Here is a 23351-nt window from a genome sequence, read left to right on the forward strand (position 1 = left end):
GAGATTATGCGCCACTTGCTACCTCCGATTATCACTATCGCCTTGCTAGCTGGATGCACGGCAGGGCCCGATTATGCAGGCCCCCCGGAAGTTGTGTCAGCAGACACGGGCACTCGCTTTGTGCGCGCTGGCAGTGATGTGAGCGCATCTGATCCGGTTGTCGCTCAATGGTGGCTGCTGCTCGGCGATCCCGAGTTGACGCGGCTGGTGGAGGCTGCGCTGTCCGGCAACCCTTCGCTCGCCGCAGCGCAGGCGCGCATTGCCCAGGCACGGGAATCCATCAGGCAAGACCGTGCGGGTCGAATGCCATCGCTTGGGGCACAGGCCAGCACCGTGCAGGGCCGGCTTCCTGGTCTCGACATTCAAGGCGGGGCGCCCCCCCCGTCAGAGCAAACCAATTCCGACGCAGAAATCGATGACTCGCTCAGCTTTTTCAATGTGGGCCTTAACGCCAACTGGGAGCTGGAGTTCGCCGGTGGCTCGCGCAGGCGCATTGAAGCCAGCAATGCCCAAGCTGCTGCAACGGTGGCCAATGCAGAGGACGCAAAGGTCCAGTTGACTGCCCAAGTGGCCAGCACCTACGTCAATTTGCGGGAGGCCCAATTCCGCGCAGAGCAATTTGAGGCGCAGACTTCGTTGCAGGAAGAGATCCTGGCGCTGACATACCAACGCTATCAGCGCGGTGCATTGCCGCTTTTCCCGGTAGGCACCGCGAATGCCGAACTGGAGATGCTCAAGTCACAACTTGCCGAAGCTGAAGCGGATATCGCAGTCCTGTCTGATGCACTCGCTATACTGACCGGACAGGTGCCGGGATCAGTTGATGCAGCGCTCACGACTGCGCATTCCATTCCCATGCCGCCAGAGCAGGTCGCGATCGGCGATCCGGCAAGCCTGGTGGCGCGTCGGCCTGACATAAGGGCGGCCGAACGGTCTCTTGCCGCGTCGACGGCGCGGATCGGGGTGGCCGAGGCGGCGCGGTTCCCGAAATTGTCCTTCACGGGGATCCTGGGCCTCGGCGGATCCTCGTTGGACGACGTTGTCGATGTCGGCGATTTCTCCGCACTCGCGATCCCGCGCCTCCAGTGGAATTTTCTGGATTTCGGCAGGGTAGACGCTGCGATCGACCAAGCCGGGGCGGCGCGCAACGAAGCAGTCGCCAATTACCAGCAGACGGTGCTTCTGGCACTGCAAGACGCCGAACGTGCCTTGGCTCGCTTCGGCCAGCAGCGTGTGGCGCTCGCTGCCAGTATGCAAATCAAGAAGCAGGCTGACGGCGCGGCGGACCTGAACCGCCAACGTTTTGCCGCAGGAGCGATCTCGAAGGCTGACCTCAACCGGGCCCTGCGAGAACAGCAGCAGGCCTCAGCAGACCTCGTCCGGGCAAAAGGTGCCCTTACGCTGGCGTGGATCGCGCTGCAGAAGTCGCTGGGCCTTGGGTGGCAAGAGCCTGTTCGAGATCAATAGTCCCGCCGCGCTGATCAAGTGATCCGGTTGACGAGAAGTAGGCGCCCCTGCCGCTGGCGACCAACTTTTCGTCGGGCTCGAGAACCCGGGTTTCCGCCACCGAAATCTGTCGCCCGACCTTCACGATCTGTCCGTGAGCAGTGAGAGGTCCTGAGGTTGCAGGACGGTGGTAATCGACATGCAGATCGGCCGTCGCTCTCGCCGCGACGCCCCCGGCAAGCAGAGTATAAAGCCCGGTGAGGTCGACCAGTGAAGCCAGGATCCCTCCATGCGCCGACCCAATCATAGGGTTCGACACGATCTCTTCGCGCCATGGCATGGTGATCGCGATTCCTTGGTCGGAGCATGTCGCAATCTCCAGCCCAAGCCATCGGTGAAACGGCGCGATATGCAGCATTTCCTGCAAGCGCTCTCGATCGATCATAGCTCCCTCGTCCCATGTGGGTGAGTCGTATCGGATGAGTGATGGCGCCCTAGGAAATCGACGATAGCGGCGGAAAAGGCGTCGTTCGCATCGCCCACGACCATATGCGTGGCATCGGCGATGTCCGTGTATTCTGCATGGGGGGCGAGTTGCCGCAGATGCAAAACGGCCTCTTCGGAAACAAGATCGCTAGAGGCGCCTCGGATGAGGTGAAGCGGAAGCGTGAGTTTCGCCGCAGCTTGGCTCAGCATTGCCGATTGACGTTCCTGGTTGTCTGGGTCGCCTTGTCTGGCCGCCATTATATTACGGATAAACACTGGGTCCCAGTGCCAATAGAAGCGCCCATCCGACTTCTGCCGCAGATAGTTTTTCAGACCATCGCTCGCGCCCCGCTTGGGACGATGCGGCATGTAGCGAGCGATCACGTCGGCCGCCTCCTCTGGTGAGGCGAAGCCGCTATCGACATGCTCTTCCATGAAACCAACCACGCGCATCACACCGCTGGGCTCCATGCGCGGGGCAATGTCGACCAATGTGAGTGAAGCAAAGCTACCTGGAGCAAGCTCCCCTGCGGCAATCAGTCCAGCGAGCCCGCCCAGTGAAGCGCCGACCAGCGCTGGCTTCTGGTCCAGGCGCGACGCTGCAGCGACCAGATCCGCCGCGAAGTCGCGCATTTCATAAGCTCCGCATGGCGACCAATCGCTGTCTCCGTGACCGCGCATGTCGAAGGCGATTGCGCGAAAGCCGGCTTGAGCCAGCTCGCTGACCACCCTTCTCCACGCGCGCCGTGTCTGCCCGCCGCCGTGCGCAAGAAGGACGGGTTTAGCGTAGGCATCCCCCTCAGCCTCGGCTGTAAGAGAAATCGCGCCTGCGCCCTCAATCGTAAAGGTTTCTCTCGCCATCTCCGGATGGTAGGAAAGGCGCGCTAAATAGTAAACCGATTTAGTTTGTGGCTCTCGGCTCCGTGTTGGCTGTCCTGCAGGGGCGTTTCAACGACGGCAAAAGTCTATGCCAAGAGGGGTTTCTCCAGACCATTCTCTAATGCACCGGCTTGCGATTCGGTCAGCAGTCGCTGTCCGCTTAATCCGCTCAAAGATATAAAAGCTGCCTTTCCGCTTCCGGCCCATTTCATGCCCTTTCGCTACAAGCCAATCTCGAACGGCTTGATCCGCTCCTTGGTCAGCTCAGGTTCCTTATCTCGTTCGACCTTCGGTTCCTGGTTGGCCGCTTGGATCTGACCCGCGCGCTGTCCCTTGGCTGCCGCTAGGCCAAGTCGCTCGGTGATTTCAGCGGCTGATGTCTTCTCGCCCAGATTGGTCGCAATCCCTCGCCCAACCTTGTCCCGGTTGTCGACAATCAGCGTGAGCTCGTCTCGCAGACGTGTGATCGTGACAAGGAAGTTGCTCTGCGAGAGCAGGCGCCGCTCGCGGCTGTCGAGCACGGCAATGCCCTTATCTGCTGTGAGGCCCTGCGCCATATGGGCGTTGAGCGCATAGGCGAGGTCGATCCGCTTCAGCATCGGGTCGTTCGGCTTCAGTTTATGCTCCATGCCGCTGGAGCTCGTGACCGTCACGCCGTCCTGGTTGATCGCGGTCACTATTGCCCTGTCGGCATTTATCAATCCGCGTTTATGGTCGCTCGCCGTCCAACGGATGGCGTCCCCGGTATAGAGATCGAGATCCTTCTTCTCGAACAGCTGCAATGTTTGGTCGCTGCCCTTCGACGACAATTTCGCTGGCACGAAGCGGCGCAAGTGCCCTCGCTCATCGCGAAGCGTAACAACACCCTTTTCGGTATCGACGGCGGCGACCTCATGGCTTCCTCGTCCGAGATCATGCCGCGATTGGCGGCTTGCCACTTCAAGCACCATTCCCGGTTGATAGTTGCGCGCGTAGCGCAATTCCTCGCGGGTCGCGTTCACACGGGACAGAACTGTAAGCCGTGCGCTCGCCGGTCCGATTTCGCCATTGGCGGCGAGCCCGGTTTGAACCGCGGCATTTATCTCAGAGCGCAGACGACGACCTGCCGCAAAGATCGACGTGCGTTCGCGCTCGGCAGGCGGAAGGGACAGCCAACGTTCCGCCGCAACGATTGCACTGTCTTCCTGGACCTCGACGATATGATCCTTGAGATGTTCGAGTGCATCGCTGGTTTTGCCTGACTGGGCCGCCTGCTGCGCCCTCTTCAATGTATCTGAGCGCGCACGAAGATTGTGATCCATGCGCGCCGTTTCGGTCCCAGCGCGCTGCGCCAGAGCGAAGGGCTTCCCCGCTTCGACAGCCCCCAGCTGCTTTTCGTCGCCCATGAGGACGAGGCGATCAAGCTTGAGCAGATTGGCAAGCCGGATCAGGCGGTCCTGTTCGCGGGTAGAGACCATTGAGGCTTCATCGAGAACAAGAACAGTGTCGCGAAATTCCTCGCGCGCAGCGGCTATCTCGGCTTTACCTGCCGAGCCATCAAGCAGCTTACGATTCTGCCCGAGAAAACGGTGCAATGTCATCGACGGAATGCCGGTATCCTTTTCCAGCATGCGGACCAGAGTATTCTGAACACCCAAGCCGACCACCCTTTTGCCGTGTTCTTCCAGAAGCTGATTTAGTGGCCGCAGCACGGTTGATTTGCCGGCCCCTGCCACACCTTGGACGGCTACCACGCGATTGGTCGAAGACAGGATCAACCGGCCTGCTGCTTCCTGACCGGTATTCAATTTCATGCCGTAGTTGATGGCTGCCGACGCTTGCAGATATGGCCCGGCAGTGTCCGCGTTGAGGATCGGACGAACTGCGCCTTTTCCCTTCTCGATCTCGGCCAACATGCGGGTCTCCAGCGCCAATGCATTGGATGTGGTCAGCCACCCCTTCTGCGTGCCACGCCCACGCAGCAGCGCACCTTGTTGCGCAAGTTGACCGATGCGCTTTTCGACTGACTTCATCGTTGTCGGCAAGCCGAAATCGAGCGCAGCTTTGGCAAGATCAGTTGCCGTAAAGGCGGATTCTCGTTCGGACAAATGCCGCACCGCCGATGCAACCGCGTGAGCCGTCGCAATTTTTTCCCGGCCTTTCAGATGGATCCGCTTAGGGATGAGCGGATCGCCCTCCTTGATGCCCATTCGCTCGGCGACGCTGGCGATCATTGCCTTGCCCCGTTCAAGTAAAGTGGGGCGATCATTTGCCCGCTTGGCAGCCGCAACAGCCAGCTCGTGCGAACGCAGCTTGGCGTCGCGCACCATGCCTTCAAGGTCGAGCCCCTGATCCCAGGCCTGCCCCTCCCATTGAGCCATCAAGGCACCGCGATCCACATCGCTTTGTTTGGCCTGCCGTGTCGCCAGCGTCGCCACGACGCCCGCCTCAAGCCCGCCGCCGCGTCGGGCTTCGAGCACCTCCTGCCGCCGCGTCGAGAAGGCCATCACCGCATCACGGTCGATGCCCTTGGCTTCGAAGTTGCCGTGCTTTCCGAATGCGCCGATCCGGTAGCCAAGCTTCTCTACCTCGATCCGGAAGCGCGCCATCGTCATGGCGTTGAGCAAGGTATTGTGCTGCCACAGCTTGTCATTGCGGAGCGCCCTCCACTTGCCATCCTTGTCCTGCGTCATATTGGCGACGACGGCATGAAAGTGCAGGTTCGGTTCCTGATTGCGGTTGGTGTCGTGCTGGAACAGCGCGACAGTCAGGTTGTCGCTTGCATGCAGCCGTTCTTTGCCACCCTTCTCGGTGCGAAACTGGGCCGCATTTTTCTCCGCCCATTGGAGGGTTTCGACGACCGCCGAACGGTACGCGTCAATGATCCGCTGATCCTTGCCGACGAGTGCCAGAAGCGACCAGCTCTTTGGCAGTGAAAAGGTCAGATCGGTCCCCGCCCGATGGTACTGTCCCTGGTGCCCGATCCGTTCGCCAGTGGGCAGTTCCCCGCGCAGTATTGCCTCGAACGCCTTGCCATCGACCGCGCCTGAAAGACCCAGCAGCTCCGCACCTTTGCCGACCCAGATTCCGGACCGATCAGCGTCTGCCTTGGTGTAGTAATTGTCGTTGGCGAAGTAGTTGGCCGCACCGCCAGCCGAGCGCACATTGGCAACCGAAAGCATCGCTCAGCGCCCCTCGCGCTTCGCGGCTTTGCGCTCGCGATATTCGCGAATGCGTCGTTGGTAAGCGACCACAACCCGGTCCCGCAGCTCCTTATCCTTGTGGGTTCGGAGCCAGCCATCGAGGGCGATCTTGGTGAAGAGCAGATCGGCCAGAACCTGATCGCGGAACGCCTCGTCCTGGGGCTGCTCGAGCGCCTCGATGACGGTGAGCTTCAGCCATTGGCTGACGCTCATATGCGCTGCATCAGCAGCGGCTTTTACAAGGGCATGAAGGTCTTCGTCGACATAGCATTGAAGGGCAAACCGCACGGCGTCACCTGACGTTTGGCCGCCCCTCCTCGGCCCAATGACCCCTCTCGACTGACATCAGTCTACGGCAGCGACCACCCTGTAGGAAAACGCTAATTTTCGATTTCAAATTAATAGCTTAGATCCGAGCAACTCACATGTGAGTTGCGGATCGAGAAGTGACATCAGATGACAATACTTGGCGACAGATGGTCAAATGGCTGCGAAACCCGCAGAAATCCTCGCATCCCAAACACCGGATCTCCGGGTACGGTGTGCCATCAAATTTCCCGTAACGGCCCCACGTGACCAGTCATTTCGGCAGTGCATTCTGAAGGATTTTCGAACGCATTTCCGAAGGATTTCCGCGCCCGCGCGGCGCAGGAGCGTCGTATGCCTGAAACAATCATACCTCAGCCTCTACTGCCGATCTCGCAATCGCAATTGCCTCTTCGAATCTGAGCCTCGTCGGCTGTCGGAGCCGAGCCAATTTGAACGCTTTGGAGAAATGCGCGAGAATATCTTCGTCTGATTTCTTCGAACGGATTCCGGGTAGCGCCAAACTCGCCAACTCAATCAATGGGATATCCCGGTGCGATCTCCAGTCGGATCTTGAGGGCCTTAGGGGTACGATGGTCTCCGGGCTCGAATGCTTGGAAAAAAGGACAAGGCGATCCCCATCGTGCGACCGTCGGCATTCGGCTGGTACCGCAGCAACGACCCTCTCCTGAATTATCCTTCCCGCCTTTTGCTTCCCGTGCGCGCGGGCGACCCGCTCGACAACTAAGTCTAGGTAGACAGGTCCTTCGAGTTCGATGACTTCCCCGACGATTGATTCCAGCCGTCGTTGATAGCCATCTTCATAAATCTGATCGCCATCGCCTTCGGGCACTGACAACTCGGAAAACTGGTACTCTTGCCCCACCTCGTGAAGGGGCAAACGATAAACCGCTCCAGGCGATTCCACGGACCGATCATTCGAGGTCTGCGGCTCATCTTGACCAGGCGAGGTGGCAAGCTGGTGAAGCCCCCTTCCTCGGCTTTCCACCAACCCGCGCGAATGGAGCGAGTTGCCGCGCGATGGAGAAAGTGCGTTATTAACAAGCTCCTCCCATTTCTCTTCGTGCGGCCTGAATGCAGCAGTTTCGCGGTCTGCAGGTGACAGTGGAAGGTGGTCAGGCAACGTCCGCTTCAGCTGGGCGTTGCTCCAGACCTGTCCATCCGACATCAACTGCAAAATCTCCGCCTGAACTTGGCCTTCAGTGACCCTGGTCGAGTTGCGATCCTCGTCCTCAGCAGGCGAATGCTGAGCAGCTTCATCATTCGTGGTGGCCTGGTTACCGTCACTAGTGTCAGCGGTTTCATCAGGCGCGAAAGTTTGCTCTGCGTCGTCACCTCCAGCTGCGTCAGTAGTACGCCAGGTACGTTGCTCAACATGTCGACTTGTCCACTCGTCGAAACCGCCAACTGGCTGAATGCCACGCTCGGATAAGAATCCGACCAGTTCCTCCAGGACTTGTCCTTGGTCCCTGACGAAACGAGATGCGAAGCATCTCCAGACCGTCCAACCAGCTCTTTCCAAAATACGCTGCCGGTTCATGTCGGCGGCCCAGCGATCAGGGCCGTGATATCTATCGCCGTCGCATTCAATGGCGACACGCCGGTCATTCTCGCCCTCGACGACGAGGTCGATCCTAAAGTCCCCTACCTTGACTTGGGTGTCGACCCTGTACCCTCTCTCGACCAACAAATCATACATCTCGCGCTCAAAATCGGACTCACATTTTTCTCGCCGATCCTTGGCCTCCTGACCATCAGAGGGAAACGGCATACGGAAATGATCCAGCAGCGCGCGCCTTAGCTGATCGGAATGGCGCAAGGCCTCCACATCAATTGAGCGCACCAGATAGGTCCGGTCACATGCCCTCGAGAGGGCGACATTGAAGCGTTGCTCAAATCGCACTCCGGACAACGCGCTGTCGCCAGTCTGTGCCACAAGGGAAATGAACATGATGTCTCGTTCATCGCCTTGGAATGCGGTTGGGTCACCAACGCGGAGGTGATGCTGCTCAATCACCTCAGGTCCCAGTTTTTGCTCAATGAGGCTATAAATGTGAGCTGCCTGTTTTTGACCTAACAGGGTTGTTACGCCGATCGTCCTCTTTGCCATCATAGGATCGGACGTGATTCTCTCGATCTCTTCGACGATGTAGGCTGCTTCAGGAGGATTTATGTCTCCCTGACGATAGCCGTCCTCGATCCGAACGTCGATTAGCGGAGGATCAAGCCGTTCCGAGGCAGTGGGTAGCCGAAGCGGGTTCAGGCGGTGATTGTAGAACTGCGCCTTAGAAAATTCGATGATGGGCGCGACACAACGGAAATGTTCGGTGAGCATGATCGCCCCACCGGCGAAAACAACCTTACCCAGATCATACAACGATTGCTCTTCGCGAAGAGAAGCACGGTAGTCAGGAACTTGCCCTGAAAGATGTCGAACCGCTAGTTCATCCGCTCTCGCTTGATCGCGCCCTACAAGGTCGGGACTCACCTGCTTATCGTCGCCAACAATGAGGATGGTCTTGGCTCGGAGAAGAGCTGGCAGTGCCGCCACCGTCGACTGAGATGCTTCGTCAACAATAACGAGATCGAACAGCCCCAAGTCTGCGGGAAGCGATTCTGAAACCCGGTAGTGCGGCATGATCCAGCATGGCAAAGCACCTTTTGCGCGATCAGATGCCTCACGTGCTTGGCGTCGGTATCGGCCTGCACGTTTCCCGGTGCCCCGCCCGATCCTTCGAACGGCATCGGCATAAGCGGCGAGTGCCGCCTTGACCCCGTCGCTAGCCTTCTTGCTAAGCTCAAGCCATGTGCGCAGCTCTATCGAACGTTCGTATGCTCGCTTGAGCAGTGTCTCCTTCTCATTGCGATCATAGCCAAGTTCCCTGAGCCGATGATGCTTGTCGTTGGCATCCAGCCAGCGCTCTAAGCGGCGGAGACGCCACCGGTTCTCCCAATCGCCAGGCAAGAGCTCATCTTCGACACCATTGACCGGATTTGACCTTAGACGCCGCGCCCATCGTCGGGCGCCAGACATCTCGATGAGATCTGTCACCGCAGCAATCTTTTCAAAAGCGTCGCATTTCGCTTTGATCTCTCGCAGGCGCGTTATGAGAGAGGTCCACGCTTCAGAAAGGGTATCGATTGAGACTTCCGGGCTTCCCAAACGCGTTACCGCTAGGGCTCGAAGCTCCGTGCTGACTTCGTATTCACAAGAATCCAACTCTGAACGGAGCGAAGTGCGCAAGCTCTCAGCGTCGGCCAATCGATATCGTAAGAGGTGTGCGTCAACGGCATCGAGCAGATGGCTGATTGCTTGCTGATCTCCATCCCGCAGGGCTGAAAACGAGACAAAAATGGCATCGACGATAGACCGGATTTCTTGGCGGCTTGCGATCAATGCATTGGCAGCGTCTATGTGATCGAACTGGCGCCTTGCGAGTTGCGCCAAGCCTAACTCTTGCCCCTCTAGCTGATCGCCAATTCCGCCGGCCACCACGTTGCTCCAAGCCGCCTGAAAACGCCGAACTGAGGCTCGTGCAGCCACAAATCGCTGCACGTCGCTCCATGCTTCGGCACCTGAGGCATGCTCACCGAGCACGGTGACTTCACCCAATTGAGCTTTGAGTTTTGCCGCGAAAATCCCGCTAACAAGACCCAATGCAGGTTTGCCGTCGGCCTCCCTTTCGATGGCAGCAAGGAACTTGGGATCGATCAGCGCTTCCTCCGGTACGAATACCGGCCTGGTCAGGAAATATTGATACTCGGTGCCGAGCCGTAAAGCCTCTTCACGTAAGCTTTCGAAGGCACTCAGTCGGTTGTCTGGCTCGGCCTCTCCAATGCATTGAAGCAACTCATTGGTCCAAGGATAGGGCGCTCCTGCCACCCGTTGCTCTTCGGCAGACAGCGACTTCAATTTGGCCGTGAGGTCCCGCAGACGCGAAACAGTGTCGTCTCGATCTTCGCGCAAAGCCGGAAGTTCACCCCTGCTAATCCTTTCCCGGATCTGCTCAGCTTTCGACAGATCCTTGTGCGCATTTAGGAGCGCTTCAACTGTGGGAAGGCGTTCAAGGTCCGGAAGACGCGCGTTTATATAGACGAGGTCGTCGCCTACGACCCTCCGAGCCGTCCTGAGTTCGGCGATGTCGGAATCGGAAAACGCTGGATCGCAGGATGAAGACACATCGAGATCATCCGGCATCCAAGCTGTTAGTTCCGGCGAGGCTGCGACCAGCCGGGCGGCGCGAATTGGTTCGTAAGTGTCGCCATCCAGCGTGATTGGCGAAATTGCCGCGCGACCAATCTTGTCGACCTCTGTATCGATCAGCGCCAGTTGCCGGTGCAGCCTGTCAATCTGCTCGTCGAGATCATCGATCTCGTCCTGCAACTCGTGGCGCCGCAGGCGTTGGAGCTTTTCGGCGATGATATCGACGGATTCCTGAAACTGTTTGAGACCGTCCCGATCGCTTTCGAGCAGGCTCACCGCGAGCGGACGCACCGCTTCCGGTAGTTTGTCTCGCAAAACCTTCAGTGCGGGCGCCTTTTGCGATGTGACCAGGACGCGCTTACCGAGGGCAAGGTAGTGGCTAATGATATTTGCAATGGTGTGTGTCTTGCCAGTCCCCGGCGGCCCTTGAACAACTACACCAGGGCGCACTTCCAGGCGCTGCACCACTTCGACCTGTTCTCGGTTGAAAGGCAAAGGAAAGAACAGATCCTTCCCTTCACCTGTCGAGGTCGTTACACCGGGAATGCTGGAGATGCCGCGAAACTCGGGGTATTCCTCTTCGCTCACCGCATCGGCGGGCTCAACAAGCAGGGAGGCCACTGCGCTCGGCAGCTCCGGCGCCTCTTCCCCGTCTTCAAGAAGTGAGCGGAACCGGCGCAAATCTTCCATCAACTGCGTGGCACGACGCTCTCGCTGGAAGAATGCAAAGGCATCGCCAATGCGGAACTGTGGTTCGACCGAAGGGATGATCCCGGACTGCGGTGGATCCTGATCGGGAAGGTACACAGCGTCAGGGTCGAGCAAGGCAGCGGCTTGGCGAAGCGGCGGCGCAAACGTCTCCGAGGCGAATGGAGACAGGCTCTCTTCCTCCAGTTCGTCAAGAAACTTCTCGGTGGCAGAGCGCCATTGATCGAGCGCACCCAGCCCCATCTTGTCCAGAGCATCCAGTTCGAGGCCAGGATCGGCTTCCATGCGAGGCCTCACCTCAATTGCATGGGTCAACTCATTCAGGCTGATTTCCTGCGCTACAGTCAGCAAGGGGTACCGCAATCGCTTGCCGTCACGAAACAGCGTAGCGAAGCCGATGCCGCACGTAAGCTCAAGCGGGATATCGCTAACGCCTTCGAGTTGCTGGCGCAGCATGAACAGCGCATTATAGAGCGCGATTGTCGCGCGGCGAGGCGTCTCGGTCTCGACCCAACTCGCCCAGGCATTTTTCAGCCAATACTCGAAAAGGAGTTCGACCTCCTCGCGCTCGGCAAAGTGCTCGAACGAAACATGCTCGGGAGCATCTTCGGCCGCGATCAAGCCAGCCTCAACAAGGACGGCTCCTGCGACTTCGCTCTTTAGTCGCGGCTCGCTTTTTGGATCGTCGCGATAGGTCAACCAGACCGATAGCTCAGCGTCCTCCGGGGCTGGCGGCGCCTTCTTTGGCAACCGGTCGACACGCAACCATATCGGATCGTCATCACGGCCCACGTCGAGCGCGACGCCGGGCAACCCTTGAAGCTCAGCGCCGGTTTTCCGGAAGGCCTTGTGGTCCTGATAATCCAGCACGGTCTTCAGCTTGTCGCGCTCGGTGGCTTCGACGTAGTCGATCAGGTCAATCAGGCGATTGATTTCGGGTGCGACTGGAGCGTGCATCAGCCGTTCGCCCTTTCCTGATTGAGCCGGAACAGGCGCGCCAGAATCTCGTCGTCGGTCAGCAAACCGGCGCGGTAGTCGTCGCCCCAGCCGTAGGCTTCGGCAACCGCTTCATCGAGCGCGCGGTGGGCGTGGTCCAGCCATGCGGGGCGGGCATTGTAGAGGTTGGTGAGGGTGCGCTTCTTCAGCTCTCTCGCGGCGGCCTCGTCCTTTGGCAGGATGCGGTCGGGATAGCCTTCAACCACTTCGGGGACGCGCTCGACCAAGTCTGGCGGATTGAGCCAGTTCTCGCGCATTTCATTGAGCCGGGACGCGGCTGTTGCGATGGCTTGCGCTCGCGGATCATCGGCATAATCGGCGGTCGGGACATCGGGCGTAAGTCCTACCGGGAAAGGGAAGGTCGCGAATACCGAGGTATGAGTATACCTTGGACGGTCTTGGAGGTCAGAACCCTTCCGCAGCGCCCAGAGCTCATGGAACCGGCACTGCAAAATACCAAAGGTCGTATCGTCATCACGCGGGATTACGATCAAGTTCTTGTCTGGCAGTATCGGCAGTTGGAGCCATACGAAGATCCGATACTGAGCAGTTTCTGGCGTGACGAGATATCGATCAACCGCATGGATCTTTGCCCGCATTTCTGGACGTGGCCAATGGGGTTCCCACCATCGTGGGCCCGCCCGATCGCCAAGCTCCGCGCGAAGCTCTGCAATTGTCTTTCCGTCCTCGTCATTGGTTGTTCGGATGTGTTCGAACGGGCTCGCGAATGCGGATGCGTCTGCTTCGCTAAGGCCGAGCGGTAGATCGATGAGCCAAAAATCCCTTGGACGCCCGGTTACATCATCTCCGTTCCAGTATGGCTTCAATATCTCGCTGTTAGGCAAACCATTGGGGTTTGTAGGCTCAGCCAACCATACTCTCGCCATCCCTCCCGGAACGTCGAAAGGACCACTCTTCTGGATCCCAAGATAGGCACCATTCCTGTTCTCGGGTACCGCACGCGCCAATGTTAGATTTAGTCCAGTGGTCAAATCCGGGTTGATTGAATCGACCTCCTGGCCGTTGAGATAGGCTGCCTGCCCACTGTCACCAAAACAAACGAGCGATACGTCGACTGCCGCGCCATCGATGGTCCATTTCTCTTCGCTCCACGCCTCGAAAATCCGCGAGTCATTTAGAATGCGCTTCATGACTGGAAGGTTCGTATTCTTTCGGATGGAGTTCGTGGCAACCAAGCCCGCTCGCTCACAGCGCCCTTCGGAAATTTTCTCTCTCGCCTTCTCAAACCAGTAACAGGCAAGGTCGGTGAAACCGGGCAATCGCCCTTCAAATGCAGCCCGAATTTCTTCCGTCTCTTTCACGCCCAGCAGACGCTTCATAAGCTTTGCGCCTAGGAAAGGTGGATTGCCGACAATTGCATTTGCATCCGGCCATTGTGTTTCCGCCCCATCGGGTGCCAAGATCGCATCTCTGCACTCGATGTTCCCAAGGCTGCGAAGGATCGGGTTTTTGGCGGCCTCAAACCCATTGCGGCGCATCCACTGGATTTCTCCAATCCAGACCGAGACTCGTGCTAGTTCTGCAGCGTAGGGATTGATTTCAATTCCCATGACGTTTTCCGGCCCGCTTGAGGGAAAGCGTGCAGCAAGCGCCGGTGAGAGCGCTTCGGCCTCAAGGTTCGTGCGATGCTCGATATCCTTGAGCGCCAGCAAAGAGAGATAGAGAAAATTGCCCGATCCGCAGGCGGGATCAAGGACGCGGAAATTTCGGAGCCGTTCGTGCCACTCAGCCTGATGGCGCTTGGCCTCGGTCTCTGCCCGCGTCCTCGCGCCGCCAGTGGCTTTTTCGGCCTTGGCCAACGCTTCCTCGATCTTTGCCCGAACCACATCCCATTCCGCCATTAGCGGGCGAATGATGACCGGCTCGACAATCTGCATGATCTTGTCGCGATCGGTGTAATGCGCACCCAACTGGCTGCGCTTGTCAGGGTCCAGCCCACGCTCAAACAACGTGCCGAGGATTGACGGATCAATCTCCGACCAGTCCAGAGCGGCGGCGGCAATCAGGTTGTCGATATCGGCGCGTTCGAGGGGCAAGGCGCTGTCTTCATCGAACAGGCCCCCATTGAACCATTCGACTCTAGTGAAGCCGACCAGTCCGCCGGTCTTCATTGCCCCGAACAGGATGGCTGCGTTGGTTGCGAAGCTATCCGGCTTCCCGACGCTGGCCTTGAGCATGGCAGTGAACATGTGGTCGGGCAGCAGGCCAACGTCCTCGGCGAACATGCAGAAGACGAGCCGATTGACAAAGTGGGCGACGGCATGGGCCTCATGTCCGCGCGCGCGCAGACGTTGGGCAAGCTGGGAGAATTCCTCTGCCGCCTCTTCGGTCAGCATCTGGCGCGTCTTTGCTGGCTTCAGCCGTTCAGGATCGAGGAAGCAATTGCGCAGGAGATCGCGGGTGGCGCCATCGAGCAGATCATCCAGCGCGAATTCGTGGACCTCCTGCACCGTGTTCGTCCAGTTGGTGTGGATGCGGAAGCGGTCCATGTCACTGACGATCAGCAGCGGCGGATTGTCGAGCGCGATGGCATATTGCTGCAATTGGGCGAATGCGCGGTCGAGGTCCTTCTTCTTGCCCTTGTATTCCCAGGCGAAGCATTCCTTGCGCCAGACATCTGCCCAGCCCTCGCCCCCGCCGGTTTTGGAAGCGCCCTTTTCAAAGGTGAACCATTCGCCCTTGGGGTCGGCGGTGATCGGGTCTTCGATGTCGAGCAGGCGGCAAATGTCGTTAAAGTGCGACTGGGAAGCCGTACGCTCTTTCAGGTCAACGGCGCGCCATTTCTGGATAAATTCTGCAGGGGTCATGGGTAGTGGTTACTCCGCAGCCTCTAGCTCTTCTTCCGCGTAGTAATCCTCTTCGTCATGGTCGGATGGAACCTCGGCCTCTTTCAAAGCCTCCTTGCCCATCGCGTTTTCGATGATGGTCAACAGCCTCTGGCGCCGATCATCCATGAACCCCTCGAAGTCGTCGGCATGCAGATAGCTTTCCTCGATCTCGTGGCTCTGGAGGATCGCGGTCAGGCGATCGGGGGCAATCGCCGGATTGTTGTCATTACCCTTGGTCAACCTGCCCAGATAGGAGGAAGGGGCAACACCGCCGAGCATCCTGTTGGTGCCAGACGCAATCGGCGTCTTGTTGACGATGCTGTTGTAGATCTCCGGCCCAATCCCGACACTCTTGCACCACGCTTGCGGGAAGATGTGATGGATGTCGACATTCTCATCGAAGAACACAGCCTGGTCATAGGGCTGGCCTGACTTGAAGTCCTCCGCCCCGCATTTCATCAGCAGAGCATGAACACCCTTGTAGGCTGCCGAAAGCCTTGAGCGAAGGGTCCGCAACCTGCGCTCCTCAAAGCTGGCTCGCTGAACAGTCTGAGGCTCTGCGCCGCCCGACAGCCAAGGCTTGAAGTCGCGAATGTCGAGCGCGAAGCGGCTTTCAACCGCCGAACCATACAGCTCCCCAAACACTCCGGACCAGTACCAGCGGGCCAGCTTCTGCCGGACTGCGTCGTTTTCCCAGGCATTCCCAAGCTCTGCCAAAATCGCCGCAAGCGGGACAAGTTGGGTCTGATAGGGAAGATCCCGCGCCTTGAAGATCTTCAGCGAATGGAGAAACTTGGCTGCCGCGATGTAACCCGCTTCAACCTTCGGCGCGAACTTCTGGTATGCCGACAATGGAACCTGAAGCAGGCTGTTGCGCGTTGCGCTGATTGCCGGCGGCTCCTTGCCCGCTGCGGCCGCCGCTTCCCGTACCTCCTTGGTATATAGCAACGAGATCGCCTGCAGAAATTCGACGGGTTCGATCTTGTCTAGCACTGGTTGGCTTGAGACCAGTCGCTTACGGCGTTCCTTCCAATCGTCGCGCAGGTGGAATTCATCTGCCGCATACATCGCGGTCACAAGCTCGAATGCGTCGAGCGGCTTTCCGCCTGTGTTCACCTTTTCGAAAACGAGGCAGACAGCTGCCCTGCTCGTGTCCTTGCCCAGTTTGATAACCGGCACCTGATACTGGGTAAAATTGTTGACGACCTCCTGCATGAAGTCGTTGACCAGTTTGAGATGCTCCGCGCGCTGGGCGAGATCCTTGTAGATCCAAGCTGTTGCGGCCTGATTCCAAATATGCGCCTCAAACATTCGGTCGATCGGGAAATGCAGGTGTTCGAACTCGTTCTCCTCGGTTGAAAGATCGAGCTTGATGTCCCGGCCAAAGTTCTCGCGGATGATCCGGTCTTCGGGGACCGGCACAATGGCTTCGCTGCGCGGGACATCGGGATCGAGCGCTGCGCGAATATCGAAGTAGAAATGCAGCTTGATCGGTCGCTTCTTCACAGTCTGAGTTGAGACTGGAACGGTTGTGTAAGTCGACTGGTAGAGCGAGGTCATGCGCTGCTGGCCATCAAGCAGGTAAGCCTCGATATCCTTGGAGGGAGAGGGCGCGCCCTCAACGGGGCGAACCGCAAACGACACTTCGCCAGTCGCATCCAAGGTCATAAGCGCACCCACTGGGAAGCCCTCAGAAATCGAAGCCAAAAGGTCGGTGATGCGATCTTGGTCCCAAACCCATCCACGCTGAAAATCTGGCAGCTGAAGCTTGCCCTCATGGCATTCGCGCATGAGGTCGCTGAGCTTGTATGGATTGGTCTGAAATGACGTCGTCAAGATTGCCCCCTGCCAACCGATTGGCGATGAATTGACTTTATAGAGAATTATTTAGCAAGAACGTAATGGACGAAATCTGTCTCGATCACTCCGTTTGGTCTATTGAAACGTCATTCTTGCACCACCGATCTGCACCCTCATGTCTCTAAGAGCTTCAAGGCAACGATGCTGGCACGAGCCGATAATGCCTCTGCGACCGGCGCGACCATTTCCTCAGCCGGATTGCCGGGCACCTGAACACCCTTCTCAATCTCCGCCCTCACCGCTTCAGTAAGGTCAGCCAACCGGCGACGGATGAAAGGCGCACCCAGCCCGGCCTCTTCCGCGAAGCGCGCGACGTTCCCGATGTCGAATTCCTCCACGGTCGCGGCGCGGCCAAATCGCATCGCGAGCTTTGGCGAGAGTTGCTTCCACATGTGTGTGGCGACGACATCGTAAAGCGGGGCAAGCGCCACTTCGCCGTTCTCAAGTCTTAGCAGGCTGTAATTCTTCGCGTGAGCGTCGGCGTTGCCGATGATGAGGTTGAAGATTGCCGCGTCGGCAAGTTTCAGCACTTCGCGCGCGGGTCGAGTGGCAGCGCTACGCAACAGCGCAAAGCTGTCCCGAAAGGTCGGTCCACCCTCTGCCGCGTATTTTCGGTTCGAGGGTACGCCAAGTGCTTGGGCGAAGTCTTCCTGGTGCAGTCGGTGTGTTTTTCCTTCAACCGAGATGCGATCATAGCGTTCAACCAGCAGGAACGGTTTCCCCGCAGCAGTGCGCCACTCTGCATGGGCTGCATCGATACCCACGGCGCGTGCCAAAGCGAGGCAGAAGGCCTCATTCGCAGCCAGGTAGGGAAAGCGGTCCGGTTCGGGCTTTATTAAATGGGTAGAGGGTTCGCCCGGACGAGGGATCGCGATGCCTCCTTCTGCGGTGAGCACCACGGGCAGTTTACTCTGAGCCCCTGCAAGGCTCAGCCTTGCGCCGCCCTCGCCTGCCAGCATGGGCACGGAAGGCAAACGGTCGAATAGTTCCGCTAGCTCGCCCTCTAGGAGTGGTTCTGGAGCGGTCGTGGAGTAGGCTTGGAACAGCTCTTCCCCCTCGGGCAGGAAGGCCAGAGTACCCGCAACATCTCCGCCCAAGGCCTCGAGCAGACGAAATGGATTGTCAGGCGAAACCCCAAGTGCCCGGGCGATAGCGGTGCGCTGACCTTCTTCGGGAAGCAGACCGCCAAAGACCGCCTTGCAGGCATGGTCCCCAAATGGCCCTTCCTGCTTAGGCATTGCGTGGGAAAGTGCCGGTGCCTTGTCGTCAGCGAGCCATTCCGGCAAATAGACGAAGTGCATCGCACCACCCTTGTCGATGGACAGTTCGCCCGCCTGACGCTCGCCCCACCAGACAACCAGCGTGTCCAAGACCGGCAGCATCACTCCACCTCGTCCTTCTTAGGCTCATCCATTCGACCGGCGGTCACGATTCCGTCGGGCCGCTTGATCTGTAGTTCGCATCCAAGGGCCGCGAGCACATCAAGCACCTTGCCCATTTGGACGGTGGGCTTTCCTCGCTCCAGCTCGACCAAAAAGCGCAGGCCCACCCCGCTTGCGGCGGCCAGCTCGTCCTGGCGTAGTCCAAGCTCCTTGCGTTCATCGCGAATGATCTGGCCGATAGTGGCAACATCGAGCATGTACGTTACCTTTCCCGAGCGGGAAATCTATGCCAATTTCCGGTCAATTGCAAGGGAATTTTCCCGAACGGGATATTTCGTCTTTGGAGAGACGTTTTGATAGGGTAGTTTTCCCGTGCGGGTAATATTCTGCTTCTCCAAAATTTCGTGATTCTGAGCCCCCGAATTGCTCAAAGCCAGATCTGAAAATTGCAGTTCAGGAAGGCGGGGTAGCAATTGTGGTAGCGAGCCCTCGAAGCGCTTCACATTTCCGTTAAACCACAAGTGATTGCATCAACCCACTTGCCACCTCCGTCTCCGCCACCGACCGCCACTCCCCGGACCATCGGACACTTTACCTCGCTGGCGCATTGGGCAGGCATGAAGCTCGACATCGAAACCCACCTCAAGGTCCGACTCGACCGGCCGACCGACATCCTGTTGCAGATCGAGGCCGCCGACATCCCCGAACAACGGGTGGTCGAGTGTTCGCTCGACCACAGCGCGGGCGAGCATTTCGCGCGGGTCCCGGCGCAGGACATGATCGGCGAACGGATCTGGCTGCGGGCCGAAGGCGAAGTCGCGATCGACTATACGGCGACGATCGAGCCGCGGCGCGATCTCTCGCCGGTGCCCTCGCTCGAAGCGCTGCCGGCCCACAGGCTGCCGGGCGAGGTCGTGCCCTACCTGTTCGACAGCCGCTATTGCCAGGCCGACCGGTTCCAGGCCTTCGTCGATGCCGAATTCGGGGGGACCTCGGGCGGCAAGCGAATGGAGGCGATCTGCGACTGGCTCTCGCGCAAGTTCGCCTACGTCCCCGGTGCGAGCGGGCCCCACACCACCGCGCTCGACAGCTTCGTCGAGCGGCGCGGCGTGTGTCGCGACTATGCCCATGTCACGATCGCGATGGCGCGCGCCTCGCTGATCCCGGCGCGCTATGTCAGCCTCTACGGCCCCGAGGTCGATCCGCAGGACTTCCACGCCGTGGCCGAGGTCTTCCTAGCCAGCGACGACGGCGAAGGGGGCGAATGGCAGCCGGTCGACGCGACGGGCATGGTCGAAGCGGCGGACATGGTGAAGATCGGCGTCGGCCGCGATGCCGCGGATGTCAGTTTCCTCACCAGTTTCGGGCAGTTGCAGCTGGTCGACAAGTCGGTTTCGGTTGCCCGCGCCTGAGCCTGCGCGGCGTTAACCAAGGCCTGCCGCCGTCGCATTGCGGGACGCGTCATGCGAAACCGCTCCAAATTTACCATCGTTCCGGCTACAAGGTGGGCGAATGGCGACGCTTTCTCCTCTCCAGCGCCTCGGCGCATTCGGCGGCCTCGTGTTGGCGCTCGGCATTTCGGCCGGGGGCGCACTGCTCGTCGGTGCGGGCGAGGATGCAACGGCGCAGGACATTGCCTACGAGGATACGCTGGGCGAGGAAAAGGTTGCCACCCAGGTGGTGCAGGAGGTCCAAGCGACGCCCGAACCGGTCGCGCCCGATCCGTTCGTGATCAAGCGGGTGCTGCCGATCTCCGGCCCGATCAAGTACGGCGAATGGCACTGGGACGATGAGGGCGTTCCCGACGGTCCGCTGGTGATCACGGTCGACAAGCAGGCGCGCGTGATCTCGGTGTTCCGCGACGGTTACGAGATCGGCGCGGCGGCCGTGCTGCTCGGCACCGACGAGCATCCGACCCCGGTCGGCGTGTTCCCGATCCTGCAGAAGAACAAGGATCACGTCTCGAATCTCTACGATGCCGAGATGCCGTACATGATGCGCCTCACCTGGGACGGGGTGGCGATCCACGGCAGCCTGGTCGAGAACGGCTATGCCAGCCACGGCTGCGTCGGGACGCCCGAGGAATTCGCGGCCAAGCTGTTCGCCATCGCCAAGCTGGGCGACAAGGTCGTCGTCACCGACGGCAAGCGGATCGGCGTCGGCGACCCGCTGATCTGACCTAGCCGCGCCGTTCGGGGGCCTTTCCGAACCGCCACACGCCCTTCCCTGGTCGCGCGACCACACCCGCGAGCGTCGCGACCTTCCCCGCCGCCAAGGCATCGCAAAGCCGCGCGATCTCGGAGCCCCGCGGTGCACCCTCGCCGATTTGCCCGAGCAGTCGCGCAACGACCCTCAGAGCGAGTGCGCGTGGCAGGTCGGCGGGCAATGCCAGTCGATCGCCGACCGCCCTGACGGTCCCGGCCATGATACGGTCCGCCATCCAGTCGAGCGCGGTATCGGCATCGGCCAAGTGCGCCGCACTCGCCGCGATCGCCTCCGGGTCGAGCCAATCGGCCTCGATCAGCGCCGCCCGAATTCTCGCGCGGTCGTAGCGCGGGTCGCGGTTGGAGGGATCGTCGACCGACATCCAGCCGCGTGCCTCGACCAGTTCGGCCAGTTCCGCCCGCCGCCAGTCGAGCAGCGGGCGGATCACCTCCAGCGCGGAGATTCGGGCGCGCTTCCGGATTCCTGCGAGACCCGCCACGCCCGAGCCGCGATTGAGGCGCATCAGGAACGTTTCGACCTGGTCGTCTGCATGATGGGCGGTGGCGACGTGCGAGACGCCTTGGCGAGCCGCCCATCCCGCGAGCGCCTCGTAGCGCGCCTCGCGGGCGCGTTCCGAAACATTGCCCTCGCCGATCTCGATCACGAGCGTATCGTGCGGAACGCCAAGCTCGCCGCAATATTGTGCAACGAGCCCGGCTTCGGCAGCGCTTTCTGCGCGCAAGCCGTGGTCGACCGTCGCCGCGCACACTGCTCCCGGAAAGGACTCCGCCGCGAGCAACAGGAGCGCGAGGCTATCGGGTCCGCCCGAGACGGCGACGCCCAGCCGCCCCGGCGCGCCGTCGGTCAGCGCGCGGATGCTGTCCTGGAACCGGAACCGTAGCGAGGCGGGAAGGCTATCAATGGGCGGGTCTTCCTCAGCTGCAATTCACCCGCTCGCGCGTGGTGTTGTAGAGCGTTTCGAGCCGCCCGACGGCCTCCGCGGCGAATTCGCGAGAGAACACGCCGAGCGCGGTGCAGGCGCGCTCGGTCTCGTTGCGGCGGATCATCGCGATCGCGAGGTAGAGCACGCTGTCGGCGGCGCGGCGCCCGGTCTTGTCCGAAGTGTAGTTCTCGACGAACCACGCGGCGGCCTGCTCGGGATCGCCATCGTCGAGATAAGCGCGGCCGATCAGGTTGCGGCCGAAGCTGATCAGCGGGTGGTTCGGATAATCGCGCACGAAGATCTTCAGCTGCTGGCGTGCTTCGGGATAGAAACCCGCATCCCACAGGCGAAAACCGTAGGTGTATTCATCATCGCCCGGATCGTCCGACTGCGGCTTGACGATCGCCGCGACCGCCGCGACGCGCTCGGCGGACGGTTCTTCGCGTTGCTCGGGCACGGCTACGGCGGTGGTGGTTTCGGGAGCGACGGTTACTTCGGCTGTCTCGGCGACCGCCTCGGCCTCCGCCGCGCTTTCGAGCGTCGTCAGCCGCGTATCGAGCCCGCGCAGGTCGTTGCGGTTTTCCTCAGCCAGCGAGGTCAGGCGGGCGAGCTCGGTCTCGAGCGCTTCGAGCCGAGCAAGGATATCGGTCACCGCGCCGGTCGCCGGCGTACCCGCCTGCGAGCCGCCCTGCGACGACGTGCCGCGATCGACCTGCGGTTCGAAGAAACGGCCGTCGCCGCCGGGAAAGACGACGCGCTGCAACGCGCGGACCTGCGCTTCGAGCGCGCGGATGCGCACTTCGGCATCGTCCTGGGCCTGCGCCGGCACGGAAGCGACGGCGAGGCCCAGCGCGAGCGCGGCGCCGATCGAGGTTTTGAAATCGGTTACGGAAAAGCGAAGCATGGTCGATCCCTGACTGTCCTGACCGTGACTGGCCGGATGATACGCGCAACATGGCCCCGTCCGGACCAACACGCGATGAACGAATTGATAACCAAACGGCGGGGCCGCTGTCGAGCGGAGATCAGCCTTCAGTGGTGGATGTCGCCGCCGGATCGGGTGCGTTTTCAACCGGCTGCCCGAAGCGCTGGCCCAGCGCGACGGCCGAGACCGGCACGTCCTTCATCGTCACCTGTTCGGCCGAGAGCCGCGGCAATTCGCGTCCGCCCACGCTGATACCGAGCGCTTCGGGCCGCCCCGTCCAGAGCAGCGGGCGCTCGACCTCGCTGGGCACGGTGTAGCTTTCGCCCTTGGCCATGATCTTCTGCATCAATTGGCGGCCGTTGCTGTCGTAGAACTTGACCCACACTTCGTCGGCGAGCGAGGTGAACACGACCTCGTCGTCCTGCGAAATCGGACCGGCCGGCCCGTCGGCCTCCTCCTCGACGCCGGCTTGCTGGGTGGCCTCACCCTGCTCGGCGGGATCGTCGCTGCGCAAAGGCGGGAATTCGGCGCCGGGCGCAAAATAGCTGCGCCAGAAGGTCAGCGCGCCCGCAACCATCAGCACGAGCCCGGCGATCGCGGCAATCCATGCAATCTTAGGGCTGGCGACCCGCGCCGGATCGCCCGGTTCGAACTTGTCGGGCTGGCCGACCCGATCATAGGCCGCGGCACCGTCGAGTTCGACCCGCACCTGCTCGGCGATCTCCTCGCCGTCGAGCCCGACCGCACGGGCGAAGGTACGCGAGAAGCCGATCGCATAAGTGCGCGAAGGGAGCGCGTCGTAATCGCCATCCTCGAGCGCTTCGAGCGAGCGCTGCGGGATCTTGGTCTTATTCGCGATCTCGTTGCGCGAGAGCCCGCGCTCCTTGCGCGCCGCCGCGAGCCGTTCGTGCGCACGCAGTTGCGCGTCCGCTTCCGCGGCTACGTTTTCATCTTCCACG

15 protein-coding genes are annotated in these 23351 nt (G+C 60.2%); 3 read left to right on the top strand and 12 right to left on the bottom strand.

Annotation, left to right across the window (positions count from 1 at the left end; all coding sequences use genetic code 11):
* Positions 1–6: 6 nt before the first annotated feature.
* Positions 7–1467 (top strand): efflux transporter outer membrane subunit, encoded by a 1461-nt coding sequence (locus IEW49_RS10325; RefSeq protein ID WP_083440144.1) that lies wholly within the window; start codon positions 7–9, stop codon positions 1465–1467.
* Here IEW49_RS10325 and IEW49_RS10330 read toward each other — a convergent pair.
* The 9 genes from IEW49_RS10330 to IEW49_RS10370 form a co-directional block, all read right to left on the bottom strand.
* The gene (locus IEW49_RS10330; protein WP_083440145.1) at positions 1397–1891 is read right to left on the bottom strand and encodes a hotdog fold thioesterase; all 495 of its coding nucleotides are present in this window, start codon (positions 1889–1891) and stop codon (positions 1397–1399) included. The genes IEW49_RS10325 and IEW49_RS10330 overlap by 71 nt on opposite strands.
* Entirely contained in the window at positions 1888–2793 is a 906-nt protein-coding gene (locus tag IEW49_RS10335) for an alpha/beta fold hydrolase (protein ID WP_038283498.1), read from the bottom strand. The genes IEW49_RS10330 and IEW49_RS10335 overlap by 4 nt, the downstream gene beginning before the upstream one ends.
* Before the next feature lie 239 nt (positions 2794–3032).
* Positions 3033–5972, bottom strand: coding sequence for a MobF family relaxase (gene mobF, locus IEW49_RS10340; protein WP_061926351.1), 2940 nt, complete (start codon positions 5970–5972; stop codon positions 3033–3035).
* A 3-nt stretch (positions 5973–5975) separates the two neighbouring features.
* The gene (locus IEW49_RS10345; RefSeq protein ID WP_061926353.1) at positions 5976–6206 is read right to left on the bottom strand and encodes a hypothetical protein; all 231 of its coding nucleotides are present in this window, start codon (positions 6204–6206) and stop codon (positions 5976–5978) included.
* A gap of 460 nt (positions 6207–6666) precedes the next feature.
* A complete protein-coding gene (locus IEW49_RS10350; protein WP_083440146.1) occupies positions 6667–12189 on the bottom strand; it encodes a DUF3320 domain-containing protein in 5523 nt (1840 codons plus the stop codon).
* Positions 12189–15056 (bottom strand): class I SAM-dependent DNA methyltransferase, encoded by a 2868-nt coding sequence (locus IEW49_RS10355; RefSeq protein ID WP_047822153.1) that lies wholly within the window; start codon positions 15054–15056, stop codon positions 12189–12191. Before IEW49_RS10355 ends, IEW49_RS10350 begins: the two co-directional genes overlap by 1 nt.
* Positions 15057–15065: 9 nt before the next feature.
* A complete protein-coding gene (locus IEW49_RS10360; protein ID WP_156170844.1) occupies positions 15066–16913 on the bottom strand; it encodes a DUF262 domain-containing protein in 1848 nt (615 codons plus the stop codon).
* Between the two features lie 137 nt (positions 16914–17050).
* Entirely contained in the window at positions 17051–18319 is a 1269-nt protein-coding gene (locus tag IEW49_RS10365) for a type II toxin-antitoxin system HipA family toxin (protein ID WP_061926355.1), read from the bottom strand.
* Entirely contained in the window at positions 18319–18576 is a 258-nt protein-coding gene (locus IEW49_RS10370) for a helix-turn-helix transcriptional regulator (protein ID WP_061926357.1), read from the bottom strand. The genes IEW49_RS10365 and IEW49_RS10370 overlap by 1 nt, the downstream gene beginning before the upstream one ends.
* A gap of 360 nt (positions 18577–18936) precedes the next feature.
* Between IEW49_RS10370 and IEW49_RS10375 the strand changes: the two genes are divergently transcribed.
* Together IEW49_RS10375 and IEW49_RS10380 are read left to right on the top strand one after the other, a co-directional pair.
* A complete protein-coding gene (locus tag IEW49_RS10375) occupies positions 18937–19731 on the top strand; it encodes a transglutaminase-like domain-containing protein (RefSeq protein ID WP_188642581.1) in 795 nt (264 codons plus the stop codon).
* A 100-nt stretch (positions 19732–19831) separates the two neighbouring features.
* Positions 19832–20497: a L,D-transpeptidase family protein gene (locus tag IEW49_RS10380; RefSeq protein WP_188642582.1), complete on the top strand. Its 666-nt coding sequence runs from the start codon at positions 19832–19834 to the stop codon at positions 20495–20497.
* Position 20498: 1 nt separating this feature from the next.
* Here IEW49_RS10380 and tilS read toward each other — a convergent pair whose 3' ends face one another.
* From tilS to IEW49_RS10395, 3 genes are all read right to left on the bottom strand, one after another.
* Positions 20499–21470: a tRNA lysidine(34) synthetase TilS gene (tilS, locus tag IEW49_RS10385; protein ID WP_308419704.1), complete on the bottom strand. Its 972-nt coding sequence runs from the start codon at positions 21468–21470 to the stop codon at positions 20499–20501.
* Positions 21460–22371, bottom strand: coding sequence for a tetratricopeptide repeat protein (locus tag IEW49_RS10390; protein WP_188642583.1), 912 nt, complete (start codon positions 22369–22371; stop codon positions 21460–21462). The genes tilS and IEW49_RS10390 overlap by 11 nt, the downstream gene beginning before the upstream one ends.
* Positions 22372–22492: 121 nt before the next feature.
* Positions 22493–23350 carry a helix-turn-helix domain-containing protein gene (locus tag IEW49_RS10395; RefSeq protein ID WP_188642584.1) on the bottom strand — a complete coding sequence of 286 codons (858 nt, stop codon included), beginning with the start codon at positions 23348–23350 and terminating at the stop codon, positions 22493–22495.
* Position 23351 lies beyond the last annotated feature (1 nt).

The organism is Pseudoblastomonas marina, assembly GCF_014641655.1.
Classification (GTDB): Bacteria; Pseudomonadota; Alphaproteobacteria; order Sphingomonadales; family Sphingomonadaceae; genus Alteriqipengyuania_A; species Alteriqipengyuania_A marina.